Origin of the sequence: Saccharothrix obliqua (genome assembly GCF_019375475.1) — a bacterium.
In the GTDB taxonomy this organism is placed as follows: domain Bacteria; phylum Actinomycetota; class Actinomycetes; order Mycobacteriales; family Pseudonocardiaceae; genus Actinosynnema; species Actinosynnema obliqua.
Genome location: NZ_JAHXGQ010000007.1, coordinates 204,586 through 231,567, shown reverse-complemented (window position 1 = coordinate 231,567; position 26,982 = coordinate 204,586). Strand labels below are relative to the sequence as shown.

Here is a 26,982-nt window from a genome sequence, read left to right as displayed (position 1 = left end):
TGGACACGAGGACTCGTTCTCTCGAAGGACGACGAAGGAGGTCTGCGCAGTGATCTTCTCCGCCATCCCGTCCGCCCGCGGTCTCTACGACCCGCGCGCGGAGCGTGACGCCTGCGGCGTGGCGATGGTCGCCGACATCCGGGGTCGGCGGTCGCACGGGATCGTCGTCGACGCGTTGACCGCGTTGGCCAACCTGGAGCACCGCGGCGCCGCCGGCGCCGAGCCGACCAGCGGTGACGGCGCGGGCATCCTGGTGCAGTCGCCGGACGCGTTCCTGCGGTCCGCCGTGGACTTCGACCTGCCGCCCGCGGGCCACTACGCGGCGGGCATCGCGTTCCTGCCCGCCGCCGAGCAGGAGCGGGCCAAGGCGCAAGCGATTGCGGAGCGCGTCGCCGAGGAGGAGGGCTTGCACGTCCTCGGCTGGCGCGACGTGCCGGTCGACCCGGACGCCGCCGACGTCGGCCCGACCGCGCGCTCCGTGATGCCGCACTTCGCGATGCTGTTCGTGCGTGCCGCGACCGGCGACCGGTCCGGCGTGGACCTCGACCGGGCCGCGTTCGCGCTGCGCAAGCGGGTCGAGCGCGAGACGGTCACCGCCCAGGTCGGCGCGTACTTCCCGTCGCTGTCCGCCCGCACCCTGGTCTACAAGGGGATGTTGACGACCGGGCAGCTCCCGGTGTTCTTCCCCGACCTGCGTGACGAGCGGCTCACCTCCGCGATCGCCCTGGTGCACTCGCGGTTCTCCACCAACACCTTCCCGTCGTGGCCGCTGGCGCACCCGTTCCGCTACGTCGCCCACAACGGCGAGATCAACACCGTGCGCGGCAACCGGAACCGGATGCGGGCACGCGAGGCGCTGCTGGCGAGCGACCTGATCCCGGGCGACCTGTCGCGCCTGTTCCCGATCTGCGACCCGGAGGGCTCCGACTCGGCGTCGTTCGACGAGGTGCTGGAGCTGCTGCACCTCGGCGGCCGGTCGCTGCCGCACGCCGTGTTGATGATGATCCCCGAGGCGTGGGAGAACCACGCGTCGATGGACCCCAAGCGGCGCGCGTTCTACGAGTTCCACGCGTCCCTGATGGAGCCGTGGGACGGCCCGGCGTGCGTCACGTTCACCGACGGCTCGCTGGTCGGCGCGGTGCTCGACCGCAACGGCCTGCGCCCCGCCCGGTGGTGGCAGACCGCCGACGGCCGCGTGGTGCTCGCGTCCGAGACCGGTGTGCTGGACGTCCCGCCGGAGCAGGTGGTGGCCAAGGGCCGCCTCCAGCCGGGCCGGATGTTCCTGGTCGACACCGTCGAGGGCCGCCTGGTCGACGACGACGAGGTGAAGGCCGGGCTCGCCGCCGCCCACCCGTACGACGAGTGGCTGCACGCGGGCCTGCTCGACCTCGCCGACCTCGCCGACCGCGAGCACGTGGTGCAGACCCACGAATCCGTGCTGCGCCGCCAGCTCACGTTCGGCTACACCGAGGAGGAGCTGCGGGTCCTGCTCGGCCCGATGGCGGTCGGCGGCGCGGAACCACTGGGTTCCATGGGCACGGACACGCCGGTCGCCGCGTTGTCGCAGCGGCCCCGGTTGCTCTACGACTACTTCACGCAGGCGTTCGCCCAGGTGACCAACCCGCCGCTGGACGCGATCCGCGAGGAGATCGTCACCTCCGTGTCGCGGGTGATGGGCCCGGAGCAGAACCTGCTGGAACCCGGCCCGGTGAGCTGCCGCCACATCAAGCTCGCCTACCCGGTGATCGACAACGACGAGCTGGCCAAGCTCATCCACGTCAACGACGACGGCGACCTGCCCGGCTTCGCGTGCACCGTCCTCAGCGGACTGTACGAAGTGGACGGTGGGGCGACGGCGTTGCGGGAGGCGGTCGAGCGCGTGCGGCGCGAGGCGTCCGAGGCCATCGCGGCCGGCGCGCGCACCCTCGTGCTGTCCGACCGCGACTCCGACCACCGGCTGGCCCCGATCCCGTCGCTGCTGCTGGTCTCGGCGGTGCACCACCACCTGGTCCGCACCAAGGAGCGGCTGCGGGTGGCGCTGGTCGTGGAGACCGGCGACGCCCGCGAGGTGCACCACATCGCCGCGCTGCTGTCCTACGGCGCGGCGGCGGTCAACCCGTACCTGGCGTTCGAGACGATCGAAGACCTGATCGCGCAGGGCGCGATCACCGGCATCGAATCGCGCAAGGCCGTCCGCAACTACGTGACGGCACTGGTCAAGGGCACGCTCAAGATCATGTCCAAGATGGGCATCTCGACGGTCGGCGCCTACACCGCGGCGCAGGTCTTCGAGGCGGTCGGGCTGTCCCGCGACCTGCTGGACGAGTATTTCACCGGCACCGTCTCCAAGCTGGGCGGCGCCGGTCTCGACGTGCTGGCCGAGGAGGTGGCGCTGCGCCACCGCCGCGCCTACCCGGACAACCCGACCGACCGCGTGCACCGCGGGCTGGACGTCGGCGGCGAGTACGCCTACCGCCGCGAGGGCGAACTGCACCTGTTCACGCCGGAGACGGTGTTCCTCTTGCAGCACGCCACGAAAACCGGCCGGGAGGACGTGTACCGCCGCTACACCGCGGAGGTCGAGCGCCTGTCCCGCCAGGGCGGGACGCTGCGCGGCCTGTTCCGCATCCGCACCGGCGAGCGCCCACCGGTGCCCATCGACGAGGTGGAGCCGGTCTCCGCCATCGTGAAGCGGTTCAACACCGGCGCCATGTCGTACGGCTCGATCTCCGCCGAGGCACACGAAACCCTGGCCATCGCGATGAACCGGCTCGGCGGCCGGTCCAACAGCGGCGAGGGCGGCGAGGACCCGGAGCGCCTGTACGACCCGGCGCGGCGCAGCGCGGTCAAGCAGGTCGCGTCCGGCCGGTTCGGCGTCACCAGCGAGTACCTGGTCAACGCCACGGACATCCAGATCAAGATGGCGCAGGGCGCGAAGCCCGGCGAGGGCGGGCAGCTGCCCGGGTACAAGGTGTACCCGTGGATCGCGCGCACCCGGCACAGCACACCGGGCGTGGGCCTGATCTCACCGCCGCCGCACCACGACATCTACTCGATCGAAGACCTGGCGCAGCTCATCCACGACCTGAAGAACGCCAACGAGCAGGCCCGCGTCCACGTGAAGCTGGTCAGCGAGGTCGGCGTCGGCACGGTCGCGGCGGGTGTCGCCAAGGCGCACGCGGACGTCGTGCTGGTCTCCGGTCACGACGGCGGCACCGGCGCGTCGCCGTTGAACTCGCTCAAGCACGCGGGCACGCCGTGGGAGGTCGGCCTCGCCGAGACGCAGCAGACGTTGCTGCTCAACGGTTTGCGCGACCGCATCACGGTCCAGGTCGACGGCGCCCTGCGCACCGGCCGGGACGTGGTGGTCGCGGCGCTGCTGGGCGCGGAGGAGTTCGGCTTCGCCACCGCGCCGCTGATCGTCGCGGGCTGCGTGATGATGCGCGTCTGCCACCTCGACACCTGCCCGGTCGGCGTCGCCACCCAGAACCCGGAGCTGCGCAAGCGGTACACCGGGCAGGCCGACCACGTGGTGAACTTCTTCGAGTTCGTCGCGCAGGAGGTCCGGGAACACCTGGCGGCACTGGGTTTCCGCACCGTGGACGAGGCCGTCGGGCACGCCGAGCTGCTGGGCACCGACGAGGCCGTCGAGCACTGGAAGGCGGCGGGCCTCGACCTGTCGCCGGTGTTCGACGTGCCGGAAACCCCGTACCGGACGGCGAAGCGCCGCGTCCGCGATCAGGACCACGGCCTGGCCGGCGCCCTGGACCGCACGCTCATCCAGCTCGCCGAGGCGGCGTTGGAGGACGCGCACCCGGTGCGGCTGGAACTGCCGCTGCGCAACGTGAACCGCACCGTGGGCACGTTGCTCGGCGCGGAGGTGACGCGCCGGTTCGGCGGCGACGGCCTGCCCGACGACACCATCCACGTGTCGTTCACCGGTTCCGCCGGCCAGTCGCTCGGCGCGTTCCTGCCGCGCGGCGTCACGCTGGAGATGATCGGCGACGCCAACGACTACGTCGGCAAGGGGTTGTCCGGTGGGCGGATCGTCGTGCGACCGCACCCGGACGCGCCGTTCGCCGCCGAGCGGCAGGTGATCGCGGGCAACGTGATCGGCTACGGCGCGACCGGCGGCGAGATCTTCCTGCGCGGCCGGGTCGGCGAGCGGTTCTGCGTCCGCAACTCCGGCGCGCTCGCGGTGGCGGAGGGCGTGGGCGACCACGCGTTCGAGTACATGACCGGCGGTCGGGCCGTGGTGCTCGGCCCGACCGGTCGCAACCTGGCGGCGGGCATGTCCGGCGGCATCGCCTACGTGCTGGACCTCGACCCCGCGTCGGTGAACCCGGCGATGGTCGAGTCCCAGCGGCCCGACGCCGACGACCTCCGGTGGCTGCGCGAGGTCGTGGCGCGGCACCACCGGCTCACCGGCTCGACCGTGGCCGCGTCGCTGCTCGGCGACTGGCCCCGGCGGTCCGCGGCGTTCACGAAGGTCATGCCCGGCGACTACCAGCGCGTGCTGGAGGCGATGAGACTCGCCCGCGCGGAGGGCAGGGACGTCGACCAGGCGATCATGGAGGCTTCCCGTGGCTGACCCGTACGGTTTCCTGAAGCACCGGCGTGCCGACGCGGAGAAGCGTCCGGCGGCGCAGCGGCTCGACGACTGGGCGGAGGTCTACGTCGAACCGGACCCGCGGACCCGCGACGCGCAGGTGCGCACGCAGGCGTCGCGGTGCATGGACTGCGGAATCCCGTTCTGCCACTCGGGTTCCGCGGGTTGTCCGCTGGGCAACCTCATCCCCGAGTGGAACGACCTGGTGCGGCGCGGTGACTGGGCGCTCGCGGCGGACCGGTTGCACGCCACCAACAACTTCCCGGAGTTCACCGGGCGGCTGTGCCCCGCGCCGTGCGAGGCGGCGTGCGTGCTGGCGATCAGCCACGACGCGGGCGGCGCGGTCGCCATCAAGCGCGTCGAGCAGACCATCGCCGACGTGTCGTGGGAGCAGGGCATCGTCCGACCGACGCCGGCGCAGGTGTCGTCGGGCAAGCGCGTCGCCGTCGTCGGCTCGGGTCCCGCCGGGCTCGCCGCGGCGCAGCAGCTCACCCGTGCCGGGCACGAGGTGACCGTGTACGAGCGGGACGACCGGCTCGGCGGCCTGCTCCGGTACGGCATCCCCGAGTTCAAGATGGAGAAGAGGGTCCTGGACCGACGCCTGGCCCAGCTCCGCGAGGAGGGCACCAGGTTCGTCACCGGCTGTGAGGTCGGCGTCGACCTGACCGTCGAGCAGTTGCGCGAGCGGTACGACGCGGTGGTGCTCGCGGTGGGCGCGCTGCGCGGTCGCGACGACCACACCACACCCGGTCGGGAGTTGGCGGGCATCCACCTCGCGATGGACCACCTGGTGCCCGCGAACCGCGCGTGCGAGGGCGACGGCGCGCCCGCCGTGGACGCGGCGGGCAAGCACGTGGTGATCATCGGCGGCGGCGACACGGGTGCCGACTGCTTCGGCACCGCGACCCGCCAGGGCGCCGCGTCGGTGTTGCAACTGGACCAGTACCCGCGGCCGCCGGAGCAGCGCGACGACGCCCGCTCCCCGTGGCCGGTGTGGCCCTGGGTGCTGCGCACCTATCCCGCGCACGAGGAGGCGGGGGAGCGGAAGTTCGCCGTCGCGGTCGAGGAGTTCGTAGGCGACGAGAACGGCCACGTGCGCCAAATCCGCCTCCGCAAGGTGCGGGTGGAGAAGGACGCCTCGGGGCGGCGCGCCGTGGTGCCGACGTCGGAGGAGGTCGAGGAACTGCCCGCCGACCTGGTGCTGCTGGCGATCGGCTTCGAGGGCGTCGAACACATGCCGCTGCTGGACGGGCTCGGCATCGAGCTGACCGCGCGAGGCACCATCTCGTGCGGTTCGGACTGGCAGACCCAGGCCCCGGGCGTCTTCGTGTGCGGCGACGCCCACCGCGGCGCCTCCCTGGTCGTGTGGGCCATCGCCGAGGGCCGCTCGGTGGCGAACGCGGTCGACCGCTACCTGACCGGCTCGTCCGACCTGCCGTCCCCGGTGATCCCCAACCAACTGCCGCTGGCCGTCGTCTAGCCCCGGAAACTTTCAGGGAGCCTGCCTGAAAGTTCCGGCCCGCGGGATCTATCAGGCAGGCTCCCTGAAAGTTTCGCTCCCGGCTCCCGGCTCCCGGCTCCCGACTGACCGCGCCCCGCTGACCGCGCATCGCACCTTCGTGTCTCGGTCGCGGACCGTGGTGCCGCGCTGCGGGCGCGGCCGGTGCCGCGTGGCCGACCGTGCCGGCCGTGGCCGCAGCGGGGGCGGTCGTAAGCTGGGCTGCGTGGAGTTCACCGGTTTCGGCGAGTACGCCATCGACTTCTACGACGGGCTGGAAGCCGACAACTCCAAGGCGTACTGGGAGGACCACAAGCACCTGTACCTGTCCGACGTGCGCGCGCCCATGGAGGCGCTGCTCGCCGCGCTGGAACCGGAATTCGGGCGGGGCAAGGTGTTCCGGCCCTACCGGGACGTCCGGTTCAGCAAGGACAAGCGGCCGTACAAGGATCATTGCGGCGGCGTCGTGGAACTCGGGCGTGGTGGCGGGGCGCACTACGTCCAGGTCGGCCCGGAAGGGCTGTTCGTCGGCGGCGGGTCGTTCGCGATGGCTTCCGATCAGCTCGCCCGCTACCGCGAGTCGGTCGCCGACGACCTGCGCGGCCGGGCGCTGGTCGCCCTGCTCGACGAGTTGACCGACGCCGGCTGGGAGGTGCGCGGTGACCAGCTCAAGCGCGCCCCGCGCGGGTTCGACCCCGACCACCCGCGCATCGACCTGCTCAAGCGCAAGCGCCTGTACGTGGCCAGGGTCTGGCCGCCGGACGACGTGCTGCACGAACCGTCCTGCCTGGACCGCGTCCGCGACGCGTGGCACGCGGTGAACCCGCTGGTCGACTGGTGCGCCGACCACGTGGGCCTCAGCGAGATCGGCTTCCGCTGACCACCCGCCGCGCCACCACCCACCCCAGCCCGACGCCCAGCACGTCCACCAGGCCGTCCACCACGTCACCGCCACGCCCGAGCGGCGTGATGAGCCACTGGAGCACTTCGGACAACGCGGCGTAGCCGACCAGACCGCCGAGCAACGGCCACCGCGGCAGGCGTGCCCAGCAGCCGGTGGCGGCGAGCAGCGCGAACAGGGCCACGTGGACGACCTTGTCGGTGCCCGGCGGCGAGTCGGGCACACCTGACTGCGGGGTGAACAGGATGATGACGCTGAGCAACACAGCGGTCACGAATGGAAGGATTCTGCGGCCCACGAGCCTGATTGTGCCTGTTTCCGGCAGATTACCCCCCGGTACAACCTGATCGGTCCAGTGAAGGCGACTACGCTGTACAGACGTGAGTCGACGCGCGAAGATCGTCTGTACGCTGGGTCCCGCCACCGCTACCGCGGAGAAGGTCAACGAGCTGGTGGCGGCCGGCATGGACGTGGCCCGGATGAATTTCAGCCACGGCAGCCATGCCGACCACAAGCAGGTCTACGACCTCGTCCGCGCCGCGTCGGACGCGTCGGGCCGCGCGGTCGGCATCCTCGCCGACCTCCAGGGCCCCAAGATCCGCCTGGGCCGGTTCGCCCACGGCCCCGTGGAGTGGCGCACCGGCGACGTGGTCCGGGTGACCGTCGAGGACGTCGAGGGCACGCACGACCGGGTGTCCACCACCTACAAGGAGCTGTCGAAGGACGCCAAGGTCGGCGACCGGCTGCTGGTGGACGACGGCAAGGTGGGCCTGGTCGTCACCGACATCGAGGGCCCGGACGTGGTCTGCGAGGTCGTGGAGGGCGGTCCGGTCAGCAACAACAAGGGCCTGTCCCTGCCGGGCATGGACGTCTCGGTGCCGGCGCTGTCCGAAAAGGACATCGAGGACCTGGAGTTCGCGCTGAACCTGGGCGTCGACTTCATCGCGCTGTCGTTCGTGCGCTCGCCCGCCGACATCGACCTGGTGCACCAGGTGATGGACCGCGTCGGCCACGGCCGCCGCCCGGTCATCGCCAAGATCGAGAAGCCCGAGGCGGTCGACAACCTCGAGGCCATCGTGCTCGCGTTCGACGGCGTCATGGTCGCCCGCGGCGACCTGGGCGTCGAGCTGCCGCTGGAGCACGTGCCGCTGGTGCAGAAGCGCGCGATCCAGATCGCCCGCGAGAACGCCAAGCCGGTGATCGTCGCCACCCAGATGCTCGACTCCATGATCACCAACTCGCGCCCGACCCGCGCGGAGACGTCGGACGTCGCGAACGCCGTGCTCGACGGCGCGGACGCGCTGATGCTGTCCGGCGAGACCTCCGTCGGCCGGTACCCCATCGAGGTCGTCAAGACCATGGGCCGCATCATCGAGGCGGTCGAGACCGAGTCGACCCAGGTCCCGCCGCTGACGCACGTCCCGCGCACCAAGCGCGGCGTCATCTCCTACGCCGCCCGCGACATCGGCGAGCGCCTCAACGCCAAGGCCCTCGTCGCGTTCACCCAGTCCGGCGACACGGTGCGCCGCCTGGCGCGCCTGCACACGCCCCTGCCGCTGCTCGCGTTCACGCCCGAGCAGAGCGTGCGCAGTCAGCTTGCTCTCACGTGGGGCACGGAGACGTTCCTGGTGCCTAAGGTGGGCTCGACCGACGAGATGGTCCGCCAGGTGGACTCCTCGATGCTCGACATCGGCCGGTACCAGCCGGGCGACCTGGTCGTCGTCGTGGCGGGCTCCCCGCCTGGCACCATCGGCTCGACCAACCTCATCCGGGTCCACCGCCTCGGAGAGGACGACCACGCTTAGGGGACGAACGTGACCGAGGCCGCCCGAGCCGCCGCTGCCGCCGGCTACGCGGACCTACCGCTCGACAGCGACGGCGTACCGCACGGGCAGCCCGTGCTGGACCGCCTCGTCGCGCTGCTCGACCTGGAGCGCATCGAGGAGAACATCTTCCGCGGCGTGTCACCCGCCGAATCGCCCGTCCGGGTGTTCGGCGGGCAGGTCGCCGGTCAGGCGCTGGTGGCGGCGGCGCGGACCGTGCCGCCGGAGCGCCGCGTGCACTCGCTGCACTCGTACTTCATCCGCGGCGGCGACCCGACCGTGCCGATCGTGTACGAGGTGGACCGCACCCGCGACGGCCGCTCGTTCACCACCCGCCGCGTGGTGGCCGTGCAGCACGGGAAGGCGATCTTCGCGTTGTCGGCGTCGTTCCAGCTCGACGAGCCGGGCATGGACCACTTCGAGCCGATGCCCGACGTGCCCGCGCCGGAAACCCTGCCGACCTACGCCGAGTCCGCCGCCGGGTACCTGGAACGGGTGGGCATGGCGCGGATGCCGCGGCCGATCGACATCCGGTACGTCACCGAGCCGCCGTGGCGGGCGCGGGAGGACGGGCCGGGCGAGGCGCGCAGCCAGGTGTGGATGCGTGCCGACGGCAAGCTGCCCGACAACGACATGCTGCACGTGTGCGTGCTGGCGTACGCGTCGGACATGACCCTGCTGGACGCGGTGCTCGTGCGGCACGGCGTGTACTGGGGCACGGACAAGGTGCTCGGCGCGAGCCTGGACCACGCCATGTGGTTCCACCGCCGCTTCCGCGCCGACGAGTGGTTCCTGTACGACTGCGAGTCGCCCTCGGCGTCCGGCGCGCGCGGCCTCGCCACGGGCCGCTTCTACACCCGGGACGGACGTCTGGTGGCCACCGTGGTCCAGGAGGGCCTGCTCCGCGTCATGTCCTGACCCGACCACCCGAGGGGCGATCTCGTTGCCGGACCACCTGCCCGCGCATGAGGCGCTCCGCGCCGACGGCGGACACCGGTTCGAGCCGGGGGCAGGTGTCCTCCGGCGAACGCCGCGACCCGCGCCGATCCACCAGCGGGCGGCCCAGCGACTCGCGGTCTTCCTGGACGACGTGTCCCCGGCGGAATTCGCGGTCTTCGCCGGGGTGGACGTGCTGGTCGACGCAGCGCCACCGATGACCGTGCGCGCCCTGGACGTCGTCGTGGTGGCCGCACGCCCGGAAGACGAGTACCCGACGCGGTTCGACGCGGGCGAAGTCTCGCTCGCCGTGGAGGTCGTGTCGCCGGGGAGCGCGGACCGCCGGGTCAAGCCGCCCGAGTACGGCGGGATACCGCACTTCTGGCTGGTCGAACTCGACCCGCCGGCCACGCTCACCGCGTTCACCCTGGTGGACGGCGACTACGAGCACGTCGCCGGGGGGACCGGGCTGGTCGACGTGCTCAGCCCCTTCCCGGCGACGGTCGACCTCCCCGGCCTGGTCAGGAACTCGGCCGGCCGTTGACCGCGCGCAGGGCCTCCCACATCGCGCGGACGTGGTGTTCGCGGGTTTGCTCGGCGCCGATGGCGACCCGGATCGCGAAGCGGCCGTTGGCGACGGTGTGCGTGAGGAACGCGCTGCCCTCCGCGTTGACGGCCTCCATGGCGCGGCGGGTGGCCTCGTCGCCCGACCGGTGCGCGAGCGTCACCAGGGCCAGCGTCCTCGGCGCGACCAGCTCCCAGTCCTCGTCGGCGGCGACCCACGACTCCAGCAGCTCGGCCAGCTCGATGTGCCCGCGCAGGTGCGCCCGCACGCCCTCCAGCCCGTACCAGCGCAGCACCGACCACAGCTTCAACGCCCGGAACCGGCGGCCGAGCGGGATCTGCCAGTCGCGGTAGTCCACGACCGCGCCGGACTCGGTCGCGCTGTTGCGCAGGTACTCCGGCAGGATGGTGAGCGCGTCGACCAGCACGTCGGGGTGCGCCGTCCAGAACAACGACAGGTCGAACCCGGTCAGCATCCACTTGTGGGCGTTGGCGCAGAACGAATCCGCGTGCTCGACACCGGCGAACAGCGCGCGCTGCTCGGGCAGCAACGCCGCCGGCCCGGCCCACGCGGCGTCGACGTGCAGCCAGATCCCGTGCCGCGCGCACACTTCCGCGATCTCCCGCACCGGGTCGACGGCGCCGGTGCCGGTCGTGCCGATGGTGGCGCACACCAGAACCGGCTTGCGCCCGGCGTCCACATCGGACTCCACCTGCCGGGCGAGCGCGTCGACGTCCATGGCCAACGTCGGACCCACCTCCACGGCGCGCACGGCCTCCTCGCCGAGACCGGCCAGGCGGGCGGCGCGTTCGATGGACGAGTGGGTCTGCGACGACACGTACACGGTCTCGTCGCCGGAAACCCCGGTCTCGCGCCACTTGTCGGACGACCGGTGCAACGCGGCGAGCATGGCGACCAGTGCGGCGCTGGAGGCGGTGTCCTGGATGACGCCGCCACCGCGGAACCGGTCGGGCAGGCCCATCGCGCCGACCAACTCGTCCATCAGGTGCTGCTCCACCTCGGTGGCCGCGGGCGAGGTGGACCAGAGCATCCCCTGGACGCCCAGGCCCGACGACAGCAGGTCGCCGAGCACCGACGGCAGGGACGCGTTGGAGGGGAAGTAGGCGTAGAAGCCGGGGTGCTGCCAGTGCGTCGTGCCGGGCACCACGACCCGGTCGAGGTCGGCGAGCAGTTCGGCGAAACCCTCGCCCTGCTCGGGTAGCGGGGCGAGCCGGGACCGCACCCAGCCCGGCTCGACCCGGGACCGCACCGGCAGGTCGCCGAGGCGTTCGCGGTAGTCGGCGATCCAGTCGATGACCTCGTGGCCGATCCGGCGGAACTCGTCAGGCTGCATACCCGAACGTTAGCCGGCGGTCCGGTGGTCCCGACTCGGCCGTGCGGGCTCAAGCCCGGTCAGGGCACGCGTCGCCGCCGGTGGGTCGGTCGGCGGTCGGTGGGTGGCGTCAGGGCGCGGGTCTCCACCCGTTCCAGCACGATCGAGCTGGTCAGGTTCCGGACCTCGGTGCGGGAGGCGATCTTGTCCATCAGGAACGCCTGGAGGTGGGTGCTGTCGGCCACCGCGATGTGGATCATGAAATCGGCCTGGCCGCTGACGTGGAACAGCGACCGGGTCTCCGGCTGCGCCATCAGGAACGCCCGGAACGCCGCCACCACCGGCCGCGTGTGGGGGCGGACGTTCACCGACACCACCGCCTCCAGCGGCAGGCCGGTCTGCCGGGGGTCGACCACGGCGTGGAAGCCGGTGATCACCCCCAGGTCGCGCAGCCTGCGCACGCGTTGCAGGCAGGTGGACGGCGCCAGGCCGACCCGGTCGGCGAGGGTGCGGTTCGGCAGCGTGGCGTCGTTCTGCAACTCCTCCAGAATCCGCCAGTCGACCGAATCGAGTTCGGCTGTCTCGGTCACAACCGAACACTGTACTGAAGGAGTGGTTGGCGGCCGAACTTCGACCGGATGATTCGGCCCGTGCACATCGCTTGGACCTCCTTCCTGCTGGCGCTCGTGGTCATCACGATCGTCCCCGGCCCGGACTTCGTCCTCGTCACCGGCAACGCCGTGCGCAGCGTCCGGCTGGGCGCGCTCACCGCGCTGGGCGTCGTCACCGGCCTCGTCGTGCACGGCGTGCTCGCCACCCTCGGGCTGTCCGCGCTGGTCGCGGCTGCTCCGGCGGCCCTCTGGGTGGTGAAGGCCGTCGGTGCGGCGTACCTGCTCTACCTGGGCGTGATGACGCTGCGCGCCCGCCGCTCGACCCTGACCGCCGCGCCGCCGTCCGAGAAGTCGGTCTTCCTGCGCGGCCTGCTGTGCGACCTGCTGAACCCGAAGGTGATGTTGACCTTCCTCAGCCTCATCCCGCAGGCGATGGACCCCGCCGCGCCCCCGCTGCCGCAGGCGGCGTTGTTGTCGGCCGTCACGGTCGGTGTGTTCGCGGTGTTCTGGACGTTCGTGGTGCCGCTGGCCGGCCGACTGGCGAAGCTGTTGAGCAAGCCCAAGGTGCGACCGGTCTTCGACCGCCTCTGCGGCACCGCCCTGATCGGCATGGCGGCGACGGTCCTGGCGGCGTGACCCGCAGCGGGACAACCGGAGGTTGCGGCCCCGCAGGATCTTTCAGGCAGGCTCCCTGATAGTTACGGCCCGCGGGATCTTTCAGGGAGGCTTCCTGATAGTTACGGCTCGCGGGATCTTTCAGGGAGGCTTCCTGAAAGTTTCGGCCCGCGGGATCTATCAGGCAGGCTCCCTGAAAGTTTCAGCCCGCTGGAGCTTTCACCGCGGTGTCGGGCGAGTTGACGAGGAGCCGGGAAGAGACGACGCGCACACGTGCGCACCGCCCCCGATTCGGGGAGGCTGGGAGGATGACCACCTCCGAGGCACCCGCGCGGATCGCCGTCACCGGGCTCGCCGTCATGGGCAGCAACCTGGCGCGCAACCTCGCCCGGCACGGGTTCCGCGTCGCCGTCCACAACCGCACCTCCACCCGCACCAAGGCGCTCGTCGAAGAGCACGGCCACGAAGGCGACTTCGTCCCCGCCGACACCCTGGAACAGCTCGTCGCGAGCCTCCAGACGCCGCGGCAGATCATCATCATGGTGAAGGCCGGCGCGCCCACGGACGCCGTGATCGACGAGCTGGCGCCGTTGCTCGAACCCGGTGACATGGTGATCGACGGTGGCAACGCGCACTACGCCGACACGCGTCGCCGGGAGGCCGCGCTGCGCGAACTCGGTCTGCACTTCGTCGGCGCCGGCATCTCCGGCGGCGAGGAGGGCGCGCTCAACGGGCCGTCGATCATGCCCGGCGGCTCGGTCGAGTCCTACCGGCACCTCGGCCCGGTGCTGGAGGCCATCGCGGCGCAGGTGGACGGTGTGCCGTGCTGCGTGCACGTCGGCCCGGACGGCGCGGGGCACTTCGTGAAGATGGTCCACAACGGCATCGAGTACGCCGACATGCAGCTCATCGCCGAGGCGTACGACCTGCTGCGCCGCGTCGGCGGCCGGACGCCCGCGCAGGTCGCCGACGTGTTCCGCGACTGGAACTCCGGCGACCTGGAGTCCTACCTGGTGGAGATCACCGCCGAGGTGCTCGGCCACACCGACCCGGACACCGGCGCGGCGCTGGTCGACGTGATCGCCGACGAGGCCGAGCAGAAGGGCACCGGCCGCTGGACCGTCCAGGAGGCGCTGGAGCTGGGCGTGCCGGTGACCGGCATCGCGGAGGCCGTGTTCGCGCGCTCGCTGTCCGGCCGGGTCGAGCAGCGCACGGCGGTGCGGGCGGCGTTCGGGGCGTCCGAAGTGGTCCCCGCGCCGGACGACTCGCTCGTGGACGACGTGCGGCAGGCGTTGTACGCGTCGAAGGTCGTCGCCTACGCGCAGGGCTTCGACCAGATGCGCGCGGCGAGCGCCGAGTACGGCTGGGACCTCGACCTGGGCGCGATGGCGACCATCTGGCGCGGCGGCTGCATCATCCGGGCCCGGTTCCTGGACCGCATCCGCGAGGCGTACGACAAGGCGCCGGAGCTGGCCTCGCTGCTGGTGGACGACTACTTCCGGGACGCGGTGGCGAACGCGGAGGCCGCGTGGCGGCGGGTCGTGGTGAAGGCCGTGACCGCGGGCGTGCCGGTGCCGGGCTTCGTGTCCGCGCTCGCCTACTACGACGGGCTGCGCTCGGAGCGCCTGCCGGCGTCGCTCGTCCAGGGGCTGCGGGACTTCTTCGGCGCGCACACCTACCGCCGCACCGACCGCGCGGGCAGCTTCCACACCCGCTGGTCGGGTGACCGCGCCCAGGTGGAAGCGTGAACCTGCCGCCCTCCGGTGGCCGCCGCGCGGACCCGCGCCGACCATGGCCGGGTGCGTGATCGCTTCCGGCGCAACCCCGTCACGGCGGGCTACCTGCTCGCCGTGGTGGGGCTCGCCCTGCTGATGCGGTTCGTCTTCGCCGAGGGCGTGGACGCGCAGATCACCGCGTCCATGAGCACCAACCCCGGCAACCTCGCCGACCACCCCGTCAACGCCCTGCTGGGCAGCGCGTTCGTGCTGGACCCCGGTGCCGGGGCGGCGTTCACCGCCGCCGCGCTCGCCGGGGTCGCGCTGTGCCTGGGCGCGTTCGAGCGCGAGGTGGGCCCGTGGCGGGCGGCGGCCGTCGTGCTGGTCGGGCACGTCGGCGCGACCCTGGTCGCCGCGGTCGCGATCGGGGTCGCCGCGTACCCCGTGGACCTGACCGACGTCACCGACGTGGGCGTCACCTACGTCGCGTTCACGGCCGGCGGCGCGGTCACCGCGTTGCTGCCGGCCGTGCTGCGCGGGCCGTGGGTGGCGTTGCTGGTGGCCCAGCCGCTGCTCACCGCCCACTGGTTCGGCACCGTGCCCGAGTTCCGCGCGGTCGGCCACGTGGCGGCCGTGCTCATCGGCACGGCCTGCGGCGCGTTCGCCGTGCACCGCGTCTACGCGGGAGCCGGGCGGTGAACGCGGCGGAACCGGCACCGGTCGGGGGTGTCGGGGCCGGTTCCGCCGTCGGGTGCGGTCGGACGACGCGGGTGGGGCTCGATCATCGGGGGGAGGCGCGTCGCCCGCCGCGGAGCGGGCACGGCGCCCGCTCGTCGGGGTGCCGCTACACCGGGTCGCGCAGGTACCTGCGGCGGCCGGGCGTCTCGGCGGTCGCGGTCAGCGCGAGCTGCGCGCCCAGGTAGGCGCGGCACGGCGCGGGCAGCCGCCTGCTCCAGCGGTTCGTGCGGCAGGTGGGGCAACGCCCGTGCTCGTCCGGGGTGTGCTCGTCCAGCAACGCCTTGAGCGCGGCGACGACGCGGGGCAGTTCGGCACGCGCGAGTTCCGCCGCGGTCTCCTCGTCGCCCGTGGCGGCGAGCCGCTCCAGCGCCGCCAGGTGCTCGTGCAGCGACTTGTCGAGCTGGCTGAAGACCGTGACGGACATCTTCAGCGCTCCTTCCCGAACCATCGGCGTTCCGGCGGTGCCCCAGCAGCCTGCGACGGTCACCGGCGGACTGCAAGTTGCAACACACGAATGGATGACTGCGCTTTGCCCGTGCGGCGGTGTGCGGCCACGCTGTGGTGACCGGAGGAGGTGTGTCGATGGCCCGTGGCACCAGCCCGACGTTGCGCAAGCGGCGGCTCGTCACCGAACTGCGCAGGCTGCGCGAGCAGGCCGCGCTCACCATCGAGGAGGTCGGCGAGCGCCTGGAGTGCTCGGCGTCCAAGATCAGCCGGATCGAGACGGGCCGGGTCGGCGTCACGCCGCGCGACGTGCGGGACATGCTCGCCGCGTACGGCGCGAGCCCCGAGGTGCTGGCGGAACTGGTGGAGCTGGCCCGCGAGGCGCGGCGCAAGGCGTGGTGGGACGAGTTCGGCGACATCGCGCCCGGCCGGTACGTCGGGTTCGAGGCGGAGGCCGAGTCGGCACGCACCTACCAGGGCCTGATGATCCCGGGCCTGCTCCAGCACGAGGGCTACACCAGGGCGTTGATCGAGGCCGTGCTGCCGGACGCGCCACCCGGCGAGGTGGACCGCCGGGTGCAGCTGCGCACCGCGCGCCAGGCGCTGCTGCACGACGAGGAACCGCTGCGGCTGCACGCGGTGATCGACGAGGCCGCGCTGCGCCGCCTGGTCGGCGGCCGGGACGTGCTGCTGGACCAGTTGCGGAAGCTGACCGAGGTGGGCCGGCTGGACAACGTCACCATCCAGGTCGCCCCGTTCGCCCGCGGCGCCCACGCCGCGCTCACCGGCGCGTTCGTGCTGCTCGCCTTCCCCGACCGGTCCGATCCCGCGGTGGTGTACCTGGAGAACGCGGGCGGGGACGTCTACGCGGAGAAGGCGTCGGACATCGCGACCTACTCCGAGGTGTTCACGCGGCTGGTCGAGGCGTCCCTGGACCCGGCCGACTCCGCCGCGTTCGTCGAACGGGTCGCCCGCGAACTCCGGGGTTGAGCGGCGCCACGCCCCCGACTTTCGCCGGGGTTCCCGTACGACCAAGGTCTGACCGCCCTCCAGACCCGGGTCCGATGCGCCCGCCACCCCCGTTCCGGTGGACTCGTCGCCAGAGGGACGGACCACCCCGGACCCCGCTCCGGGTCGCGTGGCACGATCCCGCCGGGTCACGGGGGCCGCCGGTCCGGGACCGGACGCCGAGATCGACTCCGCACCGCCCGGCGCGGTCGGACACCGGACGGTCGCGCGGGGCGCGACCACGACGTATCACCTGGGGGACGAGACATGGCATTCCTGACCGACGCGCTGGAAGGGCTCGCGGGCCTGCCGCAGCCCGCCGTGCTGGCGGTGACCGGCGCGTTGACGTTGGCGGAGTGCACCATCGGCGTCGGCTTCATCGCGCCGGGGGAGAGCGCGCTGCTGCTGGCCGCGACGACGGTCACCAGCGTGCCGCGGTTCCTCGTCATGTGGCTGATCGTGTCGGTGTGCGCGGTGGCGGGCGACAGCATCGGGTACTTCCTGGGCCGCCGGTTCGGCGACCGGATGCGGGACAGCAAGGTGGTGCGCAAGCTCGGCCAGCAGCACTGGGACAAGGCGGGCGAGTTGCTGCGCAAGCGCGGCGCGTGGGCGGTGTTCGTCGCCCGGTTCATGCCGGTCGTGCGGACCCTGGTGCCCGCGTCGGCGGGCGCGTCCAAGCTGGAGTACCGGCGCTTCCTGCCCGCGTCCATCGCGGGCGCGGTGTGCTGGTCGGCGCTGCACATCGGGATCGGCTCGGCGGCGGGTGCGTCCGCGAAGTACATCGAGTCGGTGTTCAACGGCGCGATGTGGGTGCTGATGGGCATCGCGGTCGTCGTCGGCGTCGTGGTCTTCCTGCGCCGCCGCCGCAAGGCCGCCGCCGCACCGGAGCTGGAGGAGGTCGGCTGACCACCGGTCGAGACGCGGACCGCCGACACCGGACAACGTCCGACATCGGCGGTCCTGCCGCGTGACGACAGCCGAAGGGGCCGCGCTTGGGGGTTCGGGTCCCGAGCGCGGCCCCTTCGGCTGGGGGGAGGGCAAGGGGAGAGGCCACCCCCTACCGGGTGGCCTTCCCCGTGGAGACGGGGACGAGGGCGGGCCGGCGTTCCGCCGCCGCGGGCTGGATGCCCCTTGCACGCCGGCCTGCCCTCGTCGTTCTGGGAGAGCAGCGGATGATCCGCTGTCTGGTCCAACCTCCCGCACCGGGGTTCGCCCTGTGTGGTCGACCGGACACGCTTAGCGTAAGAATGCGGCTACAGCGCGACTGGAGCCCGACTGAAGTGATCTCCCGGAGCCGGTCGCGCGGTCGGGTACTTTCTGGTGCCAAAGCCCTTCGGCGAAGGATCGGTCGGTGGAGTACGACGGCGTGGAGCCCTTGCGGTTCGAGGTGCTCGGCCTGCTCCGGGTGCGGCGCGGTGGCCAGGAGGTGGACCTGGGCGCCGCGAAGCAGCGCGCGGTGCTGGCCGTGCTGCTGCTCGGCCGGAACACCCCGGTCAGCCGGGACCACATCATCGAGGCCGTGTGGGGCGACGCCACGCCCAGCAGCGCGATCAACCTCGTGCAGACCTACGTCGCCGGCCTGCGCCGGGCCCTGGAGCCGAGCCGAGCCCGGCGCGCGCCCGCCGAGCTGCTGACGTCGGTGGGCGACGGCTACCTGCTGCGGCTGGACCCGTCGGCGGTCGACCTGGACGCGTTCGAGCGCGGCGTGGTCGCGGCGGGCAGGCTGCGCTCGGCGGGCGACCTGGAGGCGGCGGCCGGCGCGCTGGACGAGGCGCTCGCGTTGTGGCGCGGCGACCCGCTCGGCGGCGTGGCGGGGCTGTTCGCCGAGGTGGAGCGCGGCCGGTTGCAGGAACGGCGGCTCGCCGCGCTGGAGGAGCGGGCCGAGCTGGTGCTGTTGCTCGGGCGGGGCGCGGAGCAGGTGCAGGAGCTGACGGCCCTGGTCGGCGAGCACCCGTTGCGGGAACGCGGGCACGGCCTGCTGATGCGGGCGTTGTGCCAGGCGGGCAGGCAGGCCGAGGCGCTCGCCGCGTACCGCGAGGCGCGCCGCGTGCTGGTGGAGGAGCTGGGCGTCGAACCCGGCCCGGAGCTGCGCCGGCTCCAGCAGGCCGTGCTGGCGGGCGAGGACCCGGAACCCGAGCGGCCGACGCGACCGATCGCGCTGCCCGCGTCCGCGCCGGAACCCGCGCTGCCCACCACGCCCGCGCAGCTGCCGCGCGGACCGGTGTCGTTGATCGGCCGCGACGAGCAGGTGGCGCGCCTGGACAAGATGCTCGCGGCACACCCGTCCGGCGGCCTGGTGCTGGTCGTCACCGGTCCCGCGGGCGTCGGCAAGACGGCGCTCGCGCTGCACTGGGCGCACCGGGTGCGCGAGGCGTTCCCGGACGGCCAGCTCTACGTCGACCTGCACGGCTACGACCCGAACCAGGAACCGCTGGGCGCGGGCGAGGTGCTCAACCGGTTCCTGCGCACGCTGGGCGTGCCGTCGGCGGACGTGCCGGTGACCGTGGAGGAGCGCTCGGCGTTGTTCCGCACGCTGGTCGCGGACCGGCGGATGGTCGTGATGCTGGACAACGCGCGCGGGTCGTCCGAGCTGCTGCCGCTGCTGCCGGGTCCGCCGTCGTGCGTCGTGGTCACCTCCCGGCGGCGGCTGGTGGGCCTGGTCGCGCACGCCGAGGCGCGGTTGGTGGAGCTGGACATGCTGGACACCGACGCGGCGGTCGAGGTGCTGGGCCGGGTCGCCGGCCGGGACGGCGCGGAGATCGGCGCGCTGCGCCGGTTGGCCGTGCTGTGCGACGGTCTGCCGCTGGCGCTGCGGATCGCGGCGGCGCGGCTCGCGGTGTCGCCGGCGTTGCGCGCGGCGGAACTGGTGGCGGAGCTGGACGACGAGCACGGTCGGCTGGCCGCGCTCGGCCTGGAGGACGAGGACTCGACCGTGCGCGCGGCGTTGGACGCGTCCCGGCGCGCGTTGTCGCCGCTGCCCGCGCGGCTGCTGGCGTTGCTCGGCCTGCACCCCGGTCCGGACGTGACGGCGCACGTCGTCGCGGCGATGGCGCAGGTGCGGGTGTCGGAGGCGCAGCGGGCGCTGGACGCGTTGACCGCCGCGAACCTGCTGTCGGTCGGCGAGGCAGGCCGGTACGGCGCGCACGACCTGGTGCGCGTCTACACCCGGACGCTGGCGGCCGAGCTGGCGCCGGCGCAGCGGCGTGCGGCCACCAGCCGGATGCTGGACTACTACCTGCACTGCGCGGACCTCGCGGACGGCCTGCTGCCGGTCGGCCGGGGCAGCGTGCGGGTGGCGCCGGAGTCGGTGCCCGCGGAGGTGCCGCGGCTGACCGGCGCGGGCGACGCGACCGCGTGGCTGGAAGCCGAGCAGGGCAACCTGATCGCCGCCGCCGAGTTCGCGGGCGAGGGCGTGGACCCGGCGTGGCTGGTGCACGCCTGGCAGTTGCCGTACGCGTTGTCGCGGTTCTTCTGGCTGCGCGCGGACCGCGTCACCTGGCTGCGCACCACGGAAGCCGCGATGCGGGCGGCCACGTCGTTGGGCGACCCGCAGGCGCGGTTCGTGACGTTGTTCAACCTCGGCGTGGCGCTGCTCCAGTTCCACCGCCACGACGAGGCGCTGGACCGCGTGCGCGAGGCGCTGGACGTGGCGCGGGCGAGCGGTGACGTGAAGGCGCAGGCGCGGGCGTTGACGACGGTCGGCGACATGCTCCAGACATCGGGCCGGATGGAGGAGGCCGAGCGGCACTACCGGGAGGCGCTGGAGGTCTCGCGCGCGGCGGGTTCGCGTTGGGCGGAGGCCGCGGCGCACCACAACCTGGGCCCGCTGTACCTGGCGATGCGCCGCTACGACGACGCGAAGACGTGGTTGCGCGCGGCGGTGCGGATCTACCAGGAGGTCGGCGAGCAGTGCGGCGAATCGGTGTGCCACACCGACTTGGCGGCGGTGCTGGTGGAGTCCGGCGAGCTGGCGGAGGCGGTCGCCTCGGCGCGCACCGCGTTGTCGCTGGCCTCGGCGGCGATGAGCCCGTACCACCAGGCGTTGGCGCACGACCGGTTGGCGATGGTGTTCGACCGGCAGGGCATGGCGGGCGCGGTGGCGCACTGGCAGCGCGCGCTGGCGTTGTTCACGGAGCTGAACGCCCCGGAGGCGGACCAGGTGCGGGCCCGGCTGGCCCGCGCGCGTGCCGCCACCACCGCCTCCTGACGCTGCGCCGTTCGGCCGGATCCGCCCGGCGGGGCGCCGACCGGGGCTCGATCGGTTGAGTGGTCTGGACCTATTGACAGAAAGGTCTGGACCTATTTACGTTTCGTTGGCTCCACTCTGCGACGAGGCCGCCGCCTGGTGCAGGAGGTACCTCAGTGCCAAGAAGGTTGCTGCCGCTACTGGCGACCATCGCCACCGCGGCCGGACTCGCGATAGCGGTCGCGTCACCGTCCACGTCCAGCGCGGCCACGGGGGAGGAGTGCCGCCCCGACGGCCTCTACCAGACCCCCGGGGTCTCCGTCCCCTACTGCTCAGTCTACGACACCGAGGGCCGCGAGAACATGGGCCCCGACCACTCCCGCCGGGTGATCGGTTACTTCACCAGTTGGCGCACCGGCAAGAACGGCGCGCCCGCCTACCTCGCCTCGGACATCCCCTGGAACAAGGTCACGCACCTGAACTACGCGTTCGCCCACGTCGACGCGGGCAACAAGGTGTCGGTCGGCCCGGACGGCCCCGACAACCCGTCCACCGGCATGACGTGGCCCGGCGTCGAACTCGACCCGTCCCTGCCCTACAAGGGCCACTTCAACCTGCTGAACAAGTACAAGAAGCAGTACCCGAACGTCAAAACCCTCGTGTCCGTCGGCGGTTGGGCGGAGACCGGCGGGTTCCTGAACCCCGACGGCTCCCGCAACGCCTCGGGCGGCTTCTACAAGATGGCCCAGTCGCAGTCCTCGATCGACACGTTCGCCGACTCCGCCGTCGAGTTCATCCGCAAGTACGGCTTCAACGGCGTCGACATCGACTACGAGTACGCCACCTCCAACAAGTACGCGGGCAACCCGGACGACTACTGGATCTCCGACGCCAACCGCGCCACGTTGTGGAAGGGCTACGACGCCCTCATGAAGACGTTGCGGGAGAAGCTCGACCGCGCGTCCGCCGCCGACGGCAAGCACTACCTGCTCACCGCGGCCGTCCCGGCGTCCGGCTGGTTGCTGCGCGGCCAGGAGGCGTACCAGGTCACCCGGTTCCTGGACTACGTCAACATCATGTCCTACGACCTGCACGGCGCGTGGAACCACTTCGTCGGCCCGAACGCCGCGCTCTACGACGACGGCAAGGACGGCGAACTCGCGGCGGGCGGCGTCTACGGCGCGTACGACGGCACGGGTTACCTGAACACCGACTGGGCGTACCACTACTTCCGCGGCGCGATGCAGGCCGGCCGGATCAACATCGGCGTGCCGTTCTACACGCGTGGCTGGCAGGGCGTCACCGGCGGCACCAACGGCCTGTGGGGCAAGGCGGCGCTGCCCGACCAGACGAAGTGCCCGCCCGGCACGGGTTCCAACGTCGGTTCCACCACGCCGTGCGGCAACGGCGCGATCGGCATCGACAACCTCTGGCACGACCTGGACAAGTCCGGCGCCGAGGTCCCGGCGGGCGCGAACCCCATGTGGCACGCCAAGAACCTCGAGAACGAGATCACGCCGGACTACCTGGAGAAGTACGGCCTCGACCCGAAGAACAAGCCGGCCGACCGGGTTTCCGGCCAGTACGTGCGCTACTACGACAACACGATGAGCGCGCCGTGGCTGTGGAACGCCGACAAGAAGGTCTTCCTGTCCACTGAGGACGAGCAGTCGCTGGTCGCCAAGGCGAAGTACGTCAAGGACAAGGGCCTCGGCGGCATCATGATCTGGGAGCTGGCGGGCGACTACCGCTTCGACGACACCAAGAAGCAGTACACCATCGGCGACACCCTCATCACCAAGATCGACGAGGGGCTGCGCGGCTCCGCGCCGTACGGCAGCCGGAAGGCCGCGGGCACGCCGCCGTCCGAGGTGCTGAACGTGTCGGCCACGGTGTCCGGTTTCGCGCTGGGCGACAACAACTACCCGATCAACCCGAAGCTGAAGATCACCAACAACTCCACCACCGCGATCCCCGGCGGCGCGAAGATCGAGTTCGACTACGGCACCAGCGCGCCGGGCAGCATGAGCGACCAGTCCGGGTTCGGGCTGCGCGTCACGTCCCGGGGTCACAGCGGGCCGAACGTGGGCGGGTTGAAGGGCGACTTCCAGCACGTCGAGCTGACCCTGCCGTCGTGGCAGTCGCTCGCGCCGGGCGCGTCGGTGGACGTGGCGCTCAGCTACCAGCTGCCGATCGCCTCGCCGTCGAACTTCAAGCTCACCTTCGGCGGCAAGTCCTACGCGATCGCGTCGGACTACCCGCGCGGCAGCAGCGACGTGCCGCCGACGTCGACCTCGCCGTCCACCAGCACCACCACGACCACCACGACCCAGAACCCGGGCTGCGCGGTCGCCGCGTGGGAGTCGGGCAAGGTCTACAACGGTGGCAACCAGGTCTCCCACAAGGGCAACAAGTGGCAGGCCAAGTGGTGGACCCAGGGCGACGAGCCCGGGACCACCGGTGAGTGGGGCGTGTGGAAGGACCTCGGCCCCTGCTGAGGTCCGCCTGAGGCATCCCTTACCCGCCGTCTGTCCCCCCTCACGGCGGCGGGTAAGGGAACCAGGCCCGGATGGCACGTGAACACCCGATGCCGGGGCCGGTGCCTCAGCACCAACCTCTTCCTCGTTGACGACGACGAGGAGGGGGCATCGTGGAGTGGACGCCCGAGGCGATCAAGGCGGAGGTCGACTACCGGCAGGCGGCCCTGCGGGCGGACGCCGCGCAGGCCCGCGTGGGGCGGCGCAGCGGTCCGCCGCGGCGGTCTTGGTGGCAGTGGTTGGTCCACCGCGGCGAGCCGCGTTCGGACGACAGTGGCGAGCCGCGTTCAGACGACAGCGGCGAGCCGCGTTCGGATAACAGTGGCGAGCCGCGTTCGGCCGGTCCCGGCGGGCCGCGTGCGGCCTACCGCCCCGCTGACCACGGCGGATCGGGCGCGGCACACGGCGAACGGGGGAGACCGGTCCGGCACGGCGGGTCACGAGGGGTGCCGCCGTCGGCGAATGGCGCGCGACCGGCCGCCTGAGGTGTGCGAACATGCCACCCGTGGCACGCCTTGGTTCCGGAATCCCCTTGGTGGCGCGTAGCCGGGAGATCACCAGGCTGCGCGCCGCCCTCGACGAAGCGGCCCGCGGCCGGGCGGGCGCGGTGCTGCTCGCCGGTGACGCGGGCGTCGGCAAGACCCGGTTGGTGGAGGAGCTGGCGTCCGACGCCGACGCGCTCGTCATCACCGGCCGGTGCCTGGACGTCGGCGGTGCCGGCCTGCCGTACCTGCCCTTCACCGAAGCGCTGGGCCAGGTGCGGGAGGCGGGTCTGCTGGACCTGACGGCCCGGCCCGCGTTGGGCAGGCTGCTGCCGGAGCTGGCGCTGCCCGCGGCGCAGGACAGCGGGTTGTCCGGCCTGCCGTCGCACCTGGTCGGTCGGCGGCCGGAGCAGGACATCGGCCAGTTGCAGCTGTTCGACGCGGTGCACGGGCTGCTCGGCGACCTGGCCGAGCAGCGGCCGGTGCTGCTGGTGCTGGAGGACCTGCACTGGGCCGACGCGTCGACCCGCCACCTGCTGTCGTTCCTGTTCTCCCGCCTGCGGTCGCAGCGGCTGCTGGTGGTCGGCACCTACCGGTCGGACGACCTGCACCGCGGCCACCCGCTGCGGTCCCTGCTCAACGAGCTGGTGCGGCTGCCCGCCGTGCAGCGGCTGGACCTGACGCCGTTCAGCGCCATCGACGCGCGTTCCTTCGTGGCGGCGCTGGCCGACGGCCTGCCGGACCACCTGGTGCTGGAGGTCGCGGAGCGGTCGGACGGCAACGCGTTCTTCGCCGAGGAGCTGATCGCCGTCGCGACGTGCGGCTCCGGCGTGCCGTGGACGTTGGCCGAGGTGCTGCTGGCCCGGATCGAACGGCTTTCGCCCGCCGCGCAGCAAGTGGTGCGCGTGGCCTCCGTGGGCGGCCGTTCGGTGGGGCACGACCTGCTGCGGCAGGTGGTGGGCGCGGACGACGTCGCCCTGGACGAGGCGTTGCGCGAGGCCGTCCAGCACCACGTGCTGCTGGTGGACCGGGACGAGATGTTCACGTTCCGGCACGCGTTGTTGCGGGAAGCCGTCTACGGCGACCTGCTGCCGGGCGAGCGCGTGCGGCTGCACGCCGCCTACGCCGCGCGGATCGCCGCCCTGCCGGACCGGGGCGCGGCGGCGGCGCTGGCCCACCACTGCCTGGAGAGCCACGACCTGCCGCGTGCCCTGCGCGCCTCGATCGAGGCGGCGCAGGAAGCGCAGTCGGCGGGCGCGCCCGCCGAAGCGCTGCGGCACCTGGAGCAGGCGCTGCGGCTGTGGCAGGCGGTGCCACCGGAGCAGCGGCCGGCGGACATGACCGAGTTGTTGTTGCTGCGCCGTGCGTCCTGGGCGGCGGGCACGGCGGGGCAGCCGGAGCGCGCTATCGCGTTCGCCCGCACCGGCACGCTCCTGGTGGACGAGCGGTCGCCGGAGGAGGCCGCCGAGATGTGGCGGCGGTTCGCGCAGGCGCTCCAGGTGCTCGACGGCACCGACGACGAGAAGTTCACCGCGATCGAGGAGGCGTGGCGGCTGGTCCGGGACCGCCCGGCGAGCCCGGCGCGGGCGTGGGTGCTCGCCGTGTGGGCGACGGCGTTGCGGCAGGCGCGCGAGTACGGGGAGGCGCGGCGGCGGGCCGAGGAAGCCGTGCGTGACGGCCGGGAGGCGAACGCGGAGGCCGCCGTGGCGGACGCGCTGGCCACGTTGGGCCTGCTGGACGACGCGGGCGCGGACGTGGCGGCGGCGCGGCGGCGCTTCGCGGGTTCGGTGGAGTGCGCGATGGAGGTGGGCGCGGTCAGCACCGAGCTGCGTGCGCGGTACTACCTCGGGCTGCACCACTACGAGCTGGGTGAGCTGGCGGACGCGGCGCGGGTGCTGGACGAGGGCATGGACCGGGCGCGTGCCACCGGGTTGTCGTGGAGCACGTTCGGCCTGGAGCTGCGCATCCTCCAGGTGCTGACCAGGTACTACCGCGGCGACTGGGACCAGGCGGCGGTCGCCGCCGAACCACCCGGCCTGCGGGTGTCCAGCACGGTGTCCGCGCGACTAGCCGCCGCGGGTACCCACGTCATGGTCGGGCGTGGCGAGTTCGACCAGGCGGAGAAGCTGCTGGGCGAGTTGCGCGCGGACTGGCACCGGGACATCCAGATCGCCCTGATCACCGGTGGCACGGGCGCGGAGCTGGCGTTGTGGCGTGGTCGGCCGGAGCACGCCGTGGAGCGGGTCGCGGACGCGATCGACTGGTCGGCCCGCGAGGGCGAGTGGATGCTGGCGGGCATCCGGCTCGCCGCGATCGGCGTGTCCGGGTACGCCGACCTGGCGGCGCGGGCGCGGCGGCGCAAGGACGTGGAGGCCGAGCGGTCGGCCGTGGCGGCGGGGCGCGAGCTGGCGGGGTACGCGCGGACCACCGCCGAGCGGGGCTCGCCGCGCACCGGTTCGCTCGGCCCGGAGGGTCGGGCCTGGCTGGTGCGGGCGGCGGCCGAGGAGAGCAGGCTGGAGGGCGGTGGCGACGTCGCGCGTTGGCTGGCGGCGGTCGGTGCCTTCGCCTTCGGCATGGTGTTCGAGGAGGCGGTCTGCCGGTGGCGGGCGGCGGAGGCGCTGCTCGCGGAGGACCGGCGGGACGAGGCGGTGACGCAGCTGCGTGCCGCGGCGGACGTGGCCGACCGCCTGTCCGCCGTGCCGCTGCGGGACGCCGTGCGGTTGACCGCGCGGCGGGCACGCGTGTCGCTGGGCGCGGAGGCGCCCCGTTCCCGGGTGGACCCGTTCACGCCGCGGGAGCGCTCGGTGCTGGGCCTGGTGGCGTTGGGCCGCACCAACCGCGAGGTCGGTGAGGAGCTGTACATCTCGGAGAAGACGGTGAGCGTGCACCTGACCCGGATCATGGCGAAGCTCGGCGCGAGCCGCCGAGCCGAGGCGGTCGCCATCGCCTACGACCGCGGCCTGCTCGACCAACCCGGGTAG

Annotated in this window: 18 protein-coding genes; 14 read left to right on the top strand and 4 right to left on the bottom strand. The window is 72.7% G+C overall.

The window, feature by feature from the left end; all coding sequences use genetic code 11:
• Positions 1-49: 49 nt before the first annotated feature.
• The 3 genes from gltB (at position 50) to KZQ38_RS22870 (ending at position 6,987) form a co-directional block, all read left to right on the top strand.
• The gene (gltB, locus tag KZQ38_RS22880) at positions 50-4,591 is read left to right on the top strand and encodes a glutamate synthase large subunit (protein ID WP_219444332.1); all 4,542 of its coding nucleotides are present in this window, start codon (positions 50-52) and stop codon (positions 4,589-4,591) included.
• The gene (locus KZQ38_RS22875) at positions 4,584-6,089 is read left to right on the top strand and encodes a glutamate synthase subunit beta (RefSeq protein ID WP_219444330.1); all 1,506 of its coding nucleotides are present in this window, start codon (positions 4,584-4,586) and stop codon (positions 6,087-6,089) included. Before gltB ends, KZQ38_RS22875 begins: the two co-directional genes overlap by 8 nt.
• Positions 6,090-6,333: 244 nt before the next feature.
• Positions 6,334-6,987 (top strand): DUF2461 domain-containing protein, encoded by a 654-nt coding sequence (locus KZQ38_RS22870; protein ID WP_219444329.1) that lies wholly within the window; start codon positions 6,334-6,336, stop codon positions 6,985-6,987.
• Here KZQ38_RS22870 and KZQ38_RS22865 read toward each other — a convergent pair.
• Complete coding sequence (locus tag KZQ38_RS22865) at positions 6,965-7,282, bottom strand: VanZ family protein (RefSeq protein ID WP_308258533.1); 318 nt, start codon at positions 7,280-7,282, stop codon at positions 6,965-6,967. The genes KZQ38_RS22870 and KZQ38_RS22865 overlap by 23 nt on opposite strands.
• 106 nt (positions 7,283-7,388) lie before the next feature.
• Here KZQ38_RS22865 and pyk point away from each other — a divergent pair, with 106 nt between their 5' ends.
• Genes pyk through KZQ38_RS22850 form a run of 3 tightly spaced genes read left to right on the top strand, consistent with a single transcriptional unit; the run spans position 7,389 to position 10,311 of the window.
• Complete coding sequence (pyk, locus tag KZQ38_RS22860; RefSeq protein WP_219444325.1) at positions 7,389-8,813, top strand: pyruvate kinase; 1,425 nt, start codon at positions 7,389-7,391, stop codon at positions 8,811-8,813.
• A 9-nt stretch (positions 8,814-8,822) separates the two neighbouring features.
• Positions 8,823-9,749 carry an acyl-CoA thioesterase II gene (gene tesB, locus KZQ38_RS22855; RefSeq protein WP_219444323.1) on the top strand — a complete coding sequence of 309 codons (927 nt, stop codon included), beginning with the start codon at positions 8,823-8,825 and terminating at the stop codon, positions 9,747-9,749.
• Positions 9,750-9,774: 25 nt separating this feature from the next.
• Positions 9,775-10,311, top strand: coding sequence for a Uma2 family endonuclease (locus KZQ38_RS22850; RefSeq protein ID WP_219444321.1), 537 nt, complete (start codon positions 9,775-9,777; stop codon positions 10,309-10,311).
• On the opposite strand, the gene KZQ38_RS22845 is transcribed toward KZQ38_RS22850, so the two are convergent.
• Complete coding sequence (locus KZQ38_RS22845; RefSeq protein ID WP_219444319.1) at positions 10,289-11,686, bottom strand: pyridoxal phosphate-dependent decarboxylase family protein; 1,398 nt, start codon at positions 11,684-11,686, stop codon at positions 10,289-10,291. The genes KZQ38_RS22850 and KZQ38_RS22845 overlap by 23 nt on opposite strands.
• A 59-nt stretch (positions 11,687-11,745) precedes the next feature.
• Positions 11,746-12,255, bottom strand: coding sequence for an Lrp/AsnC family transcriptional regulator (locus KZQ38_RS37210; RefSeq protein WP_219444318.1), 510 nt, complete (start codon positions 12,253-12,255; stop codon positions 11,746-11,748).
• A 60-nt stretch (positions 12,256-12,315) separates the two neighbouring features.
• On the opposite strand from KZQ38_RS37210, the gene KZQ38_RS22835 reads away from it, so the two are divergent.
• The 3 genes from KZQ38_RS22835 (at position 12,316) to KZQ38_RS22825 (ending at position 15,305) form a co-directional block, all read left to right on the top strand.
• Positions 12,316-12,912 carry a LysE family translocator gene (locus KZQ38_RS22835; protein WP_219444316.1) on the top strand — a complete coding sequence of 199 codons (597 nt, stop codon included), beginning with the start codon at positions 12,316-12,318 and terminating at the stop codon, positions 12,910-12,912.
• A 287-nt stretch (positions 12,913-13,199) separates the two neighbouring features.
• Entirely contained in the window at positions 13,200-14,639 is a 1,440-nt protein-coding gene (gnd, locus tag KZQ38_RS22830) for an NADP-dependent phosphogluconate dehydrogenase (protein WP_219444314.1), read from the top strand.
• A gap of 51 nt (positions 14,640-14,690) precedes the next feature.
• Positions 14,691-15,305, top strand: coding sequence for a rhomboid-like protein (locus KZQ38_RS22825; RefSeq protein WP_219444312.1), 615 nt, complete (start codon positions 14,691-14,693; stop codon positions 15,303-15,305).
• A 145-nt stretch (positions 15,306-15,450) separates the two neighbouring features.
• Here KZQ38_RS22825 and KZQ38_RS22820 read toward each other — a convergent pair whose 3' ends face one another.
• Positions 15,451-15,768 (bottom strand): hypothetical protein, encoded by a 318-nt coding sequence (locus tag KZQ38_RS22820; protein ID WP_219444310.1) that lies wholly within the window; start codon positions 15,766-15,768, stop codon positions 15,451-15,453.
• A gap of 158 nt (positions 15,769-15,926) precedes the next feature.
• On the opposite strand from KZQ38_RS22820, the gene KZQ38_RS22815 reads away from it, so the two are divergent.
• The 5 genes from KZQ38_RS22815 to KZQ38_RS22795 all read left to right on the top strand — a co-directional run bounded on the left by KZQ38_RS22815 (position 15,927) and on the right by KZQ38_RS22795 (position 26,982).
• A complete protein-coding gene (locus KZQ38_RS22815; protein WP_219444308.1) occupies positions 15,927-16,778 on the top strand; it encodes a helix-turn-helix domain-containing protein in 852 nt (283 codons plus the stop codon).
• A gap of 285 nt (positions 16,779-17,063) precedes the next feature.
• Positions 17,064-17,702: a DedA family protein gene (locus KZQ38_RS22810; protein WP_219444307.1), complete on the top strand. Its 639-nt coding sequence runs from the start codon at positions 17,064-17,066 to the stop codon at positions 17,700-17,702.
• A 445-nt stretch (positions 17,703-18,147) separates the two neighbouring features.
• Positions 18,148-21,003 (top strand): AfsR/SARP family transcriptional regulator, encoded by a 2,856-nt coding sequence (locus KZQ38_RS22805; RefSeq protein ID WP_219444305.1) that lies wholly within the window; start codon positions 18,148-18,150, stop codon positions 21,001-21,003.
• A 155-nt stretch (positions 21,004-21,158) separates the two neighbouring features.
• On the top strand, positions 21,159-23,480 hold the full coding sequence (locus tag KZQ38_RS22800) for a chitinase C-terminal domain-containing protein (protein ID WP_219444303.1): 2,322 nt from the start codon (positions 21,159-21,161) through the stop codon (positions 23,478-23,480).
• A gap of 535 nt (positions 23,481-24,015) precedes the next feature.
• Positions 24,016-26,982: a helix-turn-helix transcriptional regulator gene (locus tag KZQ38_RS22795; protein ID WP_219444302.1), complete on the top strand. Its 2,967-nt coding sequence runs from the start codon at positions 24,016-24,018 to the stop codon at positions 26,980-26,982.